The 12,490-nt window shown below is 35.4% G+C and carries 14 protein-coding genes; 9 read left to right on the top strand and 5 right to left on the bottom strand.

The features are described 5' to 3' along the window. Positions 1-293: 293 nt before the first annotated feature. On the bottom strand, positions 294-692 hold the full coding sequence (locus ABEG11_RS13955) for a glyoxalase (protein ID WP_348824784.1): 399 nt from the start codon (positions 690-692) through the stop codon (positions 294-296). Between the two features lie 69 nt (positions 693-761). Between ABEG11_RS13955 and ABEG11_RS13950 the strand changes: the two genes are divergently transcribed. After that, a complete protein-coding gene (locus ABEG11_RS13950) occupies positions 762-1,157 on the top strand; it encodes an acyl-CoA thioesterase (protein ID WP_348824783.1) in 396 nt (131 codons plus the stop codon). Between the two features lie 79 nt (positions 1,158-1,236). Here the strand turns inward: ABEG11_RS13950 and ABEG11_RS13945 are convergent, their stop codons facing one another. Both ABEG11_RS13945 and ABEG11_RS13940 read right to left on the bottom strand, forming a co-directional pair. Continuing rightward, positions 1,237-2,505 (bottom strand): mechanosensitive ion channel family protein, encoded by a 1,269-nt coding sequence (locus ABEG11_RS13945; protein WP_348824782.1) that lies wholly within the window; start codon positions 2,503-2,505, stop codon positions 1,237-1,239. 4 nt (positions 2,506-2,509) lie between these two features. Beyond that, the gene (locus ABEG11_RS13940; RefSeq protein ID WP_348824781.1) at positions 2,510-2,785 is read right to left on the bottom strand and encodes a DUF3817 domain-containing protein; all 276 of its coding nucleotides are present in this window, start codon (positions 2,783-2,785) and stop codon (positions 2,510-2,512) included. A gap of 105 nt (positions 2,786-2,890) precedes the next feature. Between ABEG11_RS13940 and ABEG11_RS13935 the strand changes: the two genes are divergently transcribed. The 8 genes from ABEG11_RS13935 to ABEG11_RS13900 all read left to right on the top strand — a co-directional run bounded on the left by ABEG11_RS13935 (position 2,891) and on the right by ABEG11_RS13900 (position 9,822). Next, a complete protein-coding gene (locus tag ABEG11_RS13935; RefSeq protein ID WP_348824780.1) occupies positions 2,891-3,418 on the top strand; it encodes a DUF6155 family protein in 528 nt (175 codons plus the stop codon). Positions 3,419-3,526: 108 nt separating this feature from the next. After that, on the top strand, positions 3,527-5,065 hold the full coding sequence (locus tag ABEG11_RS13930; protein WP_348824779.1) for a DEAD/DEAH box helicase: 1,539 nt from the start codon (positions 3,527-3,529) through the stop codon (positions 5,063-5,065). Between the two features lie 114 nt (positions 5,066-5,179). Next, the gene (locus ABEG11_RS13925) at positions 5,180-6,514 is read left to right on the top strand and encodes a DEAD/DEAH box helicase (RefSeq protein ID WP_348824778.1); all 1,335 of its coding nucleotides are present in this window, start codon (positions 5,180-5,182) and stop codon (positions 6,512-6,514) included. Between the two features lie 165 nt (positions 6,515-6,679). Further along, entirely contained in the window at positions 6,680-7,951 is a 1,272-nt protein-coding gene (locus ABEG11_RS13920) for an NAD(P)/FAD-dependent oxidoreductase (RefSeq protein WP_348824777.1), read from the top strand. Between the two features lie 131 nt (positions 7,952-8,082). Next, positions 8,083-8,613, top strand: coding sequence for a hypothetical protein (locus ABEG11_RS13915; protein WP_348824776.1), 531 nt, complete (start codon positions 8,083-8,085; stop codon positions 8,611-8,613). Between the two features lie 2 nt (positions 8,614-8,615). Next, the gene (locus tag ABEG11_RS13910) at positions 8,616-8,762 is read left to right on the top strand and encodes a hypothetical protein (protein ID WP_348824775.1); all 147 of its coding nucleotides are present in this window, start codon (positions 8,616-8,618) and stop codon (positions 8,760-8,762) included. 316 nt (positions 8,763-9,078) lie between these two features. Beyond that, a complete protein-coding gene (locus ABEG11_RS13905) occupies positions 9,079-9,468 on the top strand; it encodes a phospholipase D-like domain-containing protein (protein WP_348824774.1) in 390 nt (129 codons plus the stop codon). 105 nt (positions 9,469-9,573) lie between these two features. Further along, entirely contained in the window at positions 9,574-9,822 is a 249-nt protein-coding gene (locus ABEG11_RS13900) for a hypothetical protein (protein ID WP_348824773.1), read from the top strand. 4 nt (positions 9,823-9,826) lie between these two features. On the opposite strand, the gene ABEG11_RS13895 is transcribed toward ABEG11_RS13900, so the two are convergent. Then, positions 9,827-11,131 carry a rhamnogalacturonan acetylesterase gene (locus tag ABEG11_RS13895; protein WP_348824772.1) on the bottom strand — a complete coding sequence of 435 codons (1,305 nt, stop codon included), beginning with the start codon at positions 11,129-11,131 and terminating at the stop codon, positions 9,827-9,829. Between the two features lie 126 nt (positions 11,132-11,257). After that, positions 11,258-12,487, bottom strand: coding sequence for a multidrug effflux MFS transporter (locus ABEG11_RS13890; protein ID WP_348824771.1), 1,230 nt, complete (start codon positions 12,485-12,487; stop codon positions 11,258-11,260). Between the last annotated feature and the right edge of the window lie 3 nt (positions 12,488-12,490).

Genomic DNA, 12,490 nt, shown 5'->3' with positions numbered 1-12,490 from the left:
CCGATAATTAAATTATCAACGAATTACAATAATAATCAAAAAAGCAACATATTTCCTTTTTTAAAGTTAATTAATTATCAAATATTAACAATTCGCAACTAATAAAACGTTTTAGTATATATTTTAAAAACAAATTATAGCATTTGATAAAGAAGGAAGAAAATAATGCAAAATTTTAAGATAAGTTTTTTTATCCAGAAAAGGGTATAAAAAATTTTACGAAATAAAAACTTGTTAAATAAATAATAAAATTACTTATAACACCAATCTCAATGTATAAATAAGAATTTTTTTTAATTTATTTGATCAAAAAGCTGCACTTGGTTTTTTAATCTTTCAATCAATAAATTCATCATCCTTTTATTTAAGCTCGAAGAATTTTTGATATAAAGGGCATATTCATCCGTGGTGAATAATGCGATAATCATGCCTTTTAAGGAATTTCGGAACTTAATATCCTTTTGAATAGCATTTTCGATAACAGCCAATTTACTTTCAACTGATTTTGTGTAAAAATCCCTTTTGTATTTACTGATGTAATTTAGAAAAGAAGCAATAAACAAATCATTCTGCAATTTTAAAATCGGCCTAATAACCTCATTTTGAAACAACTCCTCCGAAAGTGACTGAATATTTGATTCTCCCAATGATTCTCCGCGAAGTTCCTTGATTAATTTATCTCTCTGATCCATCTTTTTTTCTTAAAAATATGAAATTAACTGTTAGCAAAATCTTATTTTAGCATTATTAAATAAAAAAACATGAGATTTCATACCAGAAAGTGGGTAAAACCAGAAGATTTAAACCCAAACGGATCATTATTTGGAGGTAAATTATTGGCTTGGCTAGACGAAGAGCTGGCTTTATATTCTATTGTTCAATTAGAAAATCGCAGAATTGTAACTAAACACATGTCGGAAATCAATTTCAGAAGCTCAGCAAGACAAGGCGATATAGTAGAAATTGGAATCGATGTGGTAAAATTTGGAAATACTTCATTAGTCCTGAAATGTGAAGCACGAAATATGATGACCAGAGAAACCATTATTACCATTGATGAAACCGTTATGGTAAATCTTGGTGAAGACGGAAAACCAAAAGCTCACGGAAAAACAGAAATTGAATATGTTAAAGACAGGATAGGGGAAAATATTTGATTTTAAATACCAAGTTATCCAAATGATATTTAAAACAAAAAATCACTAAATCTAATTTGAATTTAGTGATTTTTTATTTCTAGTCCTGCTTGTTAGATTTTGCTTCATTTTCAGAAAGTATTGAAAAAATTTCCAGACCAAAATAAGGAACTGATGCAATAATATGGTCAAAAATATCAGCCATAATGTATTCGTAATTTTCAAAACGCTTGTCCTTGGAAAAAGCATATACTTCCAGCGGTACACCATAAGGAGTTTGCTGCAGCTGTCGGCAAAGCATCAGCATATCTTTATTTAAACCTGGATATTGATGCAGGTACTGAATAATATATTTTCTGAACAATCCTAAGTTCGTTAGATTTCTGCCATTTATCGCTAAGCTTTTATCAATTTCATGCCCTTTGTTGTAATTATCAATTTCGAGTTTTCGAGAATCAATATACGCACTCAGAAGATTTATTTTTTTTAAGTCATTTAGTTCATGATCTTCAAGAAAGCGAATACTATTGCTTTTAATTATAATATGTCTTTTAATCCGTCTTCCATCAGAATTAAGCATTCCCCGCCAGTTCTGGAAAGAGTCAGAACTCAGGCTGTACGTTGGAATTGTTGTTGTAGTATTGTCAAAATTCCGAACCTTAACAGTCGCCAGATTGATCTCTATCACATCACCATCGGCTCCATAGCGATCCATTGTAATCCAGTCGCCAATACGTACCATATCGTTTATAGCTACCTGTACACTCGCTACAAAACCCAGAATTGTATCTCTGAAAACTAAGATAATCACTGCCGAAACAGCACCCAGTATTGTCAGCAATTCCTTTTGGTCAATATCAAATAACTTCGAAATGATAAACGTAATCCCAAACATCCACAGTACAATCATAATAACCTGAATGAAACTGTCAATTGGTTTGTCGCTGTATCGCGGAATCAATTTTAAATAATCCCTTATTGAATTAAAAATGGTTCGGACAATCCATAAAATCAGCAAAACAATATAAGTAGCAACCATTTTGCCAAAAATATTCTCCCAGTATTCAAACTTCTCCAAAATCACTGGAACTGACCTGAAAACAAAAAAAAGCGGAACCAGATACGATATGTATTTGGCTGTTTTGTTGCTTACCAATAAATCATCAAATTTAGTTTTGGTTCTTTGGGCAACAACAGCCAAAATGGTTACCAATACAAATCGAAAAATCATATACAGCCCATAGGCCAATACACAAAGCAGAATAATATTAAAAAACAGGCTCAGATACGTTGACACACTTCGGCTCATTCCCCAATCCCGAAAAACAGGATAGAAAAACTCAAAAATTAATTGTATCAGCTTGTCCATGATTTTACAAATATTTTTTCTCTACATAAAAAGTCCCAAACGGCAACAAAGAAGCAATTAATACAATCCCAAAGGTTTTTAAGTCCCATTTCTGGGCATTTTTTAACAAAAAAGCCAATAATACATAACCAATAAATAACACACCATGACTCATCCCAATTGGGTACAATAATGTTTTATAAAGCTCCATATTTGCTGGCTTGATAAAAAGCATATTCGAAAATAAAACCAAATAGGAAATACCTTCTAAAATAGCGGTAATCTTAAAAATCTTAAGCATCTGTAATTGTTTTTTTTGAATTAAAAGGCAAAATTAGTCAATATCGATGATTATCGGTGTATACATTAGAAAACTAAATTACTTTTGTATTCTTAAACTTTGAAAATGAGCAAGCGCGATTTAAAAAAATATCTGAACGATCTCAACAAAGAACAGCTTGAAGAGCAGATTCTTGAATTGTATGAAAAATTCAGTCCGGTAAAGGTTTATTATGATTTTGTATTCAACCCAAAAGAAGACAGACTATTACAGGAATGCAAACTCAAAATTTCCCACGAGTATTTTCCGTTACAGACAAAAGGCAAAAGAAAAAAGCCTAAAATGAGACGGTCAGTAGCCCAAAAATATATCAAACATTTTATAACATTGGGCGTAGATCCGTTTGTCATTGCCGATGTCATGCTTTACAACATCGAAATTGCCCAGACATTTGCTTCAGAAAACACCATAAAACAGGAATTATTCTACAAAAGCATGTTTAATTCATTTGATCAAGCCATAAAATTTATCATTTCAAATGGAATTATAACCGAATTTAATTCACGGCTGACTAGTATTTATGACGAAGTTTTACGCCAAAAATGGCACAATCTCGCTGATTTCAAAGCAGGTATTGCAATTTTGGAAGAATAAATACTATGTGAAAAATCATTTTAATTTAATTCCAAGGATATTTTTTTAAAAAACATGGCTTAATAACTGTTTTTTAGGCGTATTTTTGCAAAAATCCAAAAATACACAATGCACCAAGAGAATTTAGAAATTGAAATTGAATCCAGAAAAGAACTTTACGCTTATCAGCAGGGAGATATTGACGCCATTTTTGACCGTATAGACAATGCGCCGGCACAGCATCATTTGCTGTATCAATTGCCTACAGGCGGTGGAAAAACTGTAATTTTTTCTGAAATCGTACGCCGTTATCTGTCGCAGCACGACAAAAAAGTTGTTGTATTAACACACCGTATCGAGCTGTGCAAGCAAACGTCAAAAATGCTAAAAGGCTTTGAGGTAAAAAATAAAATCATCAACAGTAAAGTAAAGGAACTTCCGGACCAAAACGATTATTCCTGTTTTGTCGCAATGGTAGAAACCTTGAAAAACCGTATCAATGACGAAAAACTGCATTTGGATAACATCGGTTTGGTGATTATTGATGAGGCGCATTATAATTCTTTCCGAAAATTATTAAAATCATTCAAAAATGCATTTATCCTTGGAGTAACGGCAACTCCACTGAGTTCCAATATAAAACTGCCAATGCACCAAAGCTACGATGAACTGATTGTGGGAGACACCATCAGCTCATTAATCGACAATGGTTTCTTGGCAAGAGCGGTTACTTACAGCTATGACGTTGGGTTAACATCGCTAAAAGTAGGTATCAACGGAGATTATACCGTAAAATCCTCAGACGATTTATACACCAATATGGCAATGCAGGAAAAATTACTGCATGCCTACACCGAAAAATCATTGGGCAAAAAGACCCTGATTTTCAATAACGGAATCAACACTTCCTTATATGTTTATGAAACGTTCAGGGAAGCAGGCTACGGCATCCGCCACTTGGACAACACCAGCAGTAACGAGGAGCGAAAAGAAATCCTTCACTGGTTCAAGCACACGCCAGATGCGATTTTGACTTCTGTCGGAATCCTTACAACCGGTTTTGACGAGCCGACTGTTGAAACCATCATTTTGAACAGAGCTACCAAATCATTGACGCTTTATTTCCAGATGATTGGACGCGGTTCCCGAAAATTACCTGGAAAAGATGAATTTACAGTGATTGATTTAGGAAATAACGCCGCCCGTTTCGGTCTATGGAGCGATCCTGTAAACTGGCAACATATCTTTAAATCACCTGAATTTTACCTAGAGAATTTAAGAGACGACAGCGAAATCGAACTGCATTTCAAATACACAATGCCTCCAGAATTGAGAGCCAAATTCAGCAAAACTGCCGATGTAACTTTTGATGTAGATGAAGAGCACAAACTCGCTATAGCTCAGAACTTAAGATCAAAAGTAGTTCTGGACAAATCAATAGATCAGCACGCAGCAATGTGTGTGGACAATACGGAATTGCCGCAGGAAGCCAAAGCCCTTTCAAAAGAATTGGACGCCGATATCGAAGACCGCGTAAAACGCTTTGCAAAATGCCTCAGCCAATGCAGTAAAAATTACAGAGAATGGCTATTGGAAGATTACAAACAGCGATTGACGTTATTAATCGGTAAAAAATATCGTGAAAAAGTAATGAACGAACTGGATTAATTTAGTATTCAGTATTTAGAAATAAGTATCCAGATATAAGCAGTAAACAAAACGTCAACGCTCCCCTCTCTTTTGGAGAAGGGCTGGGGGTGAGGTCTAAAAAACAAAAAAAGCATGTCAAAACAATTCTCAGATTTAGGAATTTCAGCAGGAATACTAAAAGCAATTACCGAAATGGGAATTGTAACCCCAACCGAAATTCAACAGAAAACCATTCCGCTATTGTTATCAGATACTGCGGATATTGTGGGACTTGCCAAAACAGGAACGGGAAAGACAGCCGCTTTTGGACTGCCTTTACTGCAGTTAATTGATACAAAAACTGATAATGTTCAAGCAGTAATCCTAGTACCAACAAGGGAATTGGGACATCAGATTTTTGACAATCTGGAAAATTACGCTAAGTACCTGCCGGAAGTTTCAATCGCAGCAGTTTGCGGAGGAATTCCAATTAAACCGCAGATAGAACGTTTAAAATCGCCAGCACATATTATTGTAGCAACACCTGGGCGTTTGATTGATCTGCTGCAGCGCAAAGCCATCAGCCTAAAAGAAACAAAATTCCTCGTTCTCGATGAAGCCGACGAAATGGTGACAATCCTTAAAGAAGCTTTGGATGAAATCATTGCCGAATTTCCTAAAAAACACAGAACCTTTTTGTTTTCGGCGACTATGTCTGGAACCATTAAGCAGTTAATTCAGAATTACTTGAACAAAAATGTGGTTCAGGTGAGTGCCAGCATGGAAACTGTAGGTAATCAAGGGATCGATCATAATTATATTGTGGTAGAACCTATAGAAAAACTGGATGTTTTAATGCATTTTCTGAACTCGAAAGAAGGGGAGAGGGGTATTATTTTCTGTAAAACCAAGGCCGCTGTCAATAAATTGGCAAAAAACTTAGCCATAAACAAATTTTCATCAGGAGCATTGCACGGAAGTTTGTCGCAGGGAATCCGCGACCGAATTATGGATCAGTTTCGCGAAGGACACATCAATATTTTGGTAGCTACTGATTTGGCAGCAAGAGGAATTGATGTTAAAGAAATCTCCTATGTTGTCAATTATCACTTGCCGGACGTATACGAAACCTACGTTCACCGCAGCGGAAGAACAGCCAGGGCAGGAGCCAAAGGGCTTGCTTTGACAGTATTGCAGCCAGAGGAAGCAGCTGAAATAGCTGATTTTGAAAGAGAACTGGGAATTAAATTCACCGAATATAAAAAACCATCGGCAGTAAGCATCGAAGAAAACAACATGCTTTTGTGGGCAAAACAAATCTTTAAGACCAAACCCAACCACGATGTGGATGCCGAATTAAAAACAAAAATAAAAACAGTTTTCCATCATCTGACTAAAGATGAATTGATTGAAAAACTACTGGCCAATTATCTACTTCAGAACAAAACCGAAATTACAGAAAAGCCTGTTAAAAAATTCAAAAACTAAATTTACTCCTAGATATATATCGTACTTTTATAAATAGTAATAATTAGCGTCAGTAATAATCTAGTTAGGTTTTTACCAGCACATAGTTAATTGAGCCCCAACAAGCCCCCCTCTCCGCTGGAGAGGGGCTGGGGGTGAGGTTTCTAATCTCTAATAAAAGTCAATATGCACATAGTAATCATAGGCGGAGGTTTCGCCGGAATCAATTTAGCCAAAGAACTTACCAATCAAAAAGGTATCGAGGTAACCCTTGTAGACAAAAACAACTACAATTTCTTTCCGCCGCTCATTTATCAGGTGGCCACGGCATTTTTGGAGCCCTCAAGTATCAGCTATCCGTTCCGTAAATTTTTTGCAGGGAAAAAAAACCTGCAGTTTCGTTTAGGCGAATTACAGAAAGTAATTCCAGTCGAGAACAAAATCATCCTCAATAACGGCGAATTAAATTATGATTATCTGGTTTTTGCAACGGGAGCCGAAACGAGTTACTTTGGAATGGAAAATGTAAAAAAGAATGCCATCCCAATGAAAACGCTCAATGATGCTATTGAAATGCGCAATACATTATTGAAAAATCTGGAAAAAGCAGCCATCTGCAAAGACATCCGAAAACGCAGAAAACTGTTAACCATTGTAATAGCAGGCGGCGGTCCAACAGGTGTTGAAGTTTCCGGAATGTTTGCCGAAATGAGAAAAAGCATACTGCTAAAAGAATATCCAGAATTAGACACATCTGTAAGCAATATTTATCTGGTCGATGGAGGAGATGCCTTATTGTCGCCAATGAGTGAAGAATCCCAAAAAGACACATTGGATGCGGTGACCAAGCTCGGAGTCGTCGTAAAACTAAATACTCGAGTTGTAGATTATAAAGACGATACTGTTTTCTTTGCTGATGGAAAAACCATTCAGACCAAAAATTTAATCTGGGCAGCAGGAGTTTCGGCAAAGGAATTCGAAGGAATTCCTGCTGAAAGTTACGGCCGTGGCAAGCGAATGGCAACAGATGCCTTCAATAAAGTAAACGGAACCGAAAACATCTATGCCATCGGTGACACCTGTATCCAGCTCACAGACACCGATTTCCCAGGCGGACATCCGCAGGTGGCGCAGGTAGCAATCCAGCAGGGTGCAAACTTAGCCGAAAATTTCAAATTGATGCTTCAAAACAAACCCTTGAAACCATTCAGATACAAAGACAAAGGCTCAATGGCAATAATTGGTAAAAACAAAGCAGTGGTCGATTTACCAAAACCCAAAATGCATTTCAAAGGTTTTTTTGCTTGGTTTATTTGGCTATTCGTGCATCTTATGTCATTAATTACCTATCGCAACCGTATCAATACTTTTTATCATTGGATGGTAGCTTATTTTTCTAAAGATCAATCGTTGCGAATGATTATCAGACCGGAGAAGAGAACAAAAGAGGAGGTGTAAGCTTCAAATAGTTTTTTTTTGAATCTATAATTTCTGATTATTCTTGTAAAATGAGTTGGTTAATATACGTCTATAGAAATCGGAAAAACGTACTATTTTCAAAATTAGAATATATTGATTAAATTAGCTGAATGGATAAAGAAACTGAAATAGGTTTAGATTTTGTAATTGATAAGTTAACAAACTCAATAGAAAACGTGATTACTGGAGACAGTTTTCAGACTGAAATTTCTATTCTTCAAAACTCTGATTTAAAATCTGTAGCAAAGAAAAATGGCTGGCTTTTTAATTGGAATGAAGAATTTAAAAATCCTGTAAGAGACATTTATAAACTTACAATTTCTGGAAACTCTAAAATTATTCAAGGTCTGATTAGTTTAGAAGTTAAATCGGATCATGTTTATATGCATCTTGTTGAAAATGCACCATTCAACAAAGGACAAACAAAAGTTTATGCTGGCGTAGCTGGAAATTTAGTTGCTTATGCCTGTAAATTATCTTTTCAACGTGGACACGATGGAAATGTTTCTTTCCTTTCAAAATCACAATTAGTTGAGCATTATGAAAAAACACTTGGAGCATTTCATTTTGGCGGTAGAATTATGATAATTGAAACAAAATCAGCTTTGAAATTAATCAATAAATATTTTCAAAATAAATAATTATGAAAGCGAAGAAATTAGATTTAGAAATAGATACAATTGGTGGGATAGGTTCTTTAACATTGGCTGAAGAAAAAGCTTTAAGTGATTTTTTTCAAAAGAAAAAAACAACAAAAAAGGAAGCCGAAAAGAAAAAACTAAATACCTAAATAGAAGTATATCCACCAACCGTTAGTGAGCGATAGTAGGTAATTAGGCTTAATTTGAAGATAGTTTTGTACTTGGAAAATTAGTAATTAACTGAATATTACTTACTTTTTCGAAAAAGTATAAATTTTGCCATCTGCCAACACTTGCTACAATAAATTTATGCAATTGGCTTAATTTAAAAATGGTTTTGTATTTGGAAAGATTTGGCAAATCCGAAAAATGGGTTTAATTCAGTCTCAAACCCACTGTAATTCCAGAATGTTGTGGGCAATCCATGATCAACTAGAAAAAATAACTTTAAAATGTATAATCATTATGCCAAATCCTGGAGATTTTTTTGTAACAATTTTGAAGCAAGCCCATTTACAGTGGGGCGAATACCGACATACTAATAGTCGTGGTATACAAATAGGAGAAGCTTACTTGCAAATTCCTTCCAAAATAGCTTACGATTTTGAAATAACTAATAATAATTCAGATGCGAGATCTGCGGAATATGGCTTTAGTACATCTGATGGCTTTATTACCAATGGTAAACTATTAGCATCGGGTAATCAGTACAAACCGGAATATGCAAAACAATTTGAAGGTTCAGGAAACTTAAAATTGCTTGGAGATTGGTTCAGTGATATTGATGCACAAATTGACGATCAAATTGAAATCAGATTTATAAGTCCAACGGAAATATTGTTGACGAAGCTCTAGTAACTGCCTATAATAGCCATTTGACGTGATTAGGGTTTAGGCTTAATAAAAAAAGGTCTTGTATTTGGAAAATTAGGGAACATTACTATTCAAAAAAAAGATCAATTGATTCTATCTACGATATACATTCAAAATGAAAGTACAACAGCATTAGTAATTTATGTAATTGCATTTTTAATTACCTTTTTCTTTACAGTCAAATGGATAATTTACAATAAAAAAAAGGCAGAAGAAGATGGTGAATATTATTTCAATTTCTTTACTGACTATAGACTGTATGGCATTTTATTTATTCTGTTAATTGGATTATATGCTATAGTAGCAGAACTAATAAAGCGATTCTTAGAAACCTAAATTTTTATTCCCCATCAGGTTTGTCAATTCCAATTCGGGCACTCATTGGCACGGTCCAATCACTTGGTTTGCCTGGGTTTTTAAAAATATAATGAGGAACTGTAGGTTTTATTTTTTTAGCAAGATCCAAACCTGCATTTTTAATATTCTGCACTATGCATCGAGCCACTTCATTGGCACCAAAACTATTAAAATGGGTATTATCTGCCAAAGCACTTATTTGCCCAGGAAAGGTATTCTCTGGATAATGAACGAAGGCCTTTTTTGAAAGTTCATTACCCCAGCTTTGGTATAAAGAAGTTGTCATTTTAGTAACATCTATCAAAGGAACCTGCATTTCTTGAGCCACTTTTCGCATTGCATCTGGAAACTCGCCGTGAGTAGGCTTCAAAGTCCCATTAGGATTAAAAATACGTCTTTGTATTGGTGTTACCAATATTGGAGAACCTCCTTTATTTCTGGTTTTTACAATAATATCCTTTAATAAAGCGGTATATACTCCCGAAGCTGCTTTTCCGTCTCCAGCTGCTTTTTCGTCATTATGGCCAAACTCAATAAAAAGATAATCACCTGGTTCCATTAAGTATAAAATTTTCTCTAATCGATATCCAGCTTCAAAGGATCTGAGCGTCAATCCTGAATAAGCATAATTAGCAATCACGACATCTGTCGTCAGGTAATTTTGAAAAAACAGCGGCCAGGATGCCCACGGCTCCAGATCATGTTCCATAACGGTAGAATCTCCAGCCATATAAATTGTTGTAATTTTTGAAATAGGAGTGACTTTGATACTTTGAACAATTGATGTCCCTAAAAACTCCAAAGTCAATTTCTCATCCCAATTCAGCCCTTTAATTTCAGCGGGTTTGAGAGTTATGGTATTGTTTATATCAAATTTTGCAGTTCTTACATTGACCACAAAACGCATTGTTTTAGTTTCTTTGGCGGCAGTTTTAATTTCGCGCAGCATCAGTCTTCTGGACTCGGCTTTTACAGTTGTAACACCACTGTTACTGCCGCCCAAAACGACCTCCACACTATAATTGCCTTCTGGAAGCTTCATCGAAAAATAGAACGGACTCTTAGCCGATACTGATTTTTCGTCAAATGTCACATTTTTATCAGATTGTAAATCAAATCCGTATCCAGCAGCTTTAGTATAAGCAGCAGCTTTATTTATGACTGTACCGGTTTTTTTATCAGGATTTCCGCCAAAATTAAATTCTTTAATAGGTGCATTGTCTTGGGCATTGGCAGAGAAAAAATGGGTAATGCATAGAAATAAAAAAATGCTTTTAAAGTGCTTCATAATGTGTGTTTCTTAAAAATTCTTCAATATAAACTGATTGCTAATGTACAATGATTGCTCTTATTTTCATAAAATTTGATACTTCTTTTCTGAACTTCGTCGCGTTCAAAAAATATAGATAAAATTTTAATGTCCAATCACAATCTCATCATCACCATTATTCACAATAGTTTCCTTGATATTTCTTTTGCCAATATTCAAAATAATAAAAGCAAGAATCGTGGTGCAGGTCATAATAGCAACCATCGGCACCATAGAATCTTTAACAAAAATTCCAACTGCAAACGATGACAAAGCACCAATTCCTAATTGAGTCGCACCCATCAATGCAGAAGCACTTCCAGTATTTTTGGCAAAAGGAGCGAGGGTCAATCCTGCTGTATTTGGATTGGAAATCCCCAGACAGGCCAAAAATAAAAACAGCAGCGTCATTGTTCCATACAATCCTAAAGCACCATTTATTGCCAAAATCAAAAAGACCATACTGATGGCTATTTGAACAATCAAAGCACCAAAAATCATCTGTTCACTGGTAAATCTTCGCAGCAATATGGAATTCAATTGGCTGGAACCAATAAAGCTCACCGACATAAAAGCAAAAATCCATCCGTAAACCGTGGCGTCAACTTTTAAAATATCCATAAACAAAATTGGAGAAGCGGCAACATAAGTAAACAATCCTGAGAATGCAATAGAACCCGTCAATGCATACGTATAAAACTGTGGCACTTTGATAATTGACACAAAATTAGCAATGATTGGTTTGGGTTTCAGCGAAATATCAGGATCTGGCTTATGGCTGTCCGGCAGACCTAACTGAGATGCAATCAGTATAAAAGTACCTAAAAACATTAGAATATAAAAAATTGGATGCCAGCCGTAATAAGTGGTTACATAACTTCCAATGGTTGGTGCCAGCATTGGCGAAAGCCCAAGAACCAGCATTAATTTGGATAAAACATTTGGTATTTCCTTTACTGGAAACAAATCTCGAACCATGGCAACCGCTGCAACTGTAGCCGCACAGCTCCCAACAGCCTGAACAAATCGAAGTACTATAAACACATGGATATCAGCTACAACAGCACAGCCTAAAGAAGCCAGAATATAAACCATCAGTCCGATAAACAAAGGTTTTTTTCGCCCAAAGCGATCCAATAATGGACCATACAGCAGCTGCCCGAATGAAATTCCGATGAAATAACTGGAAAGTGATTCTGAAACCATGGTAACCGAAGTATGAAGATCCTTGGCAATCCCCGAAAAACTAGGCAGATACATATCAATCGAAAATGGCCCAAGAGCCGTCATAGAACCCAAAATCAGTATCAGCTGAATGTATTTTCCTTTTGTCATAAT

The organism is Flavobacterium aestuarii, assembly GCF_040049115.1.
GTDB lineage: Bacteria > Bacteroidota > Bacteroidia > Flavobacteriales > Flavobacteriaceae > Flavobacterium > Flavobacterium aestuarii.
This window is presented reverse-complemented; position numbering and strand designations above follow the sequence as displayed.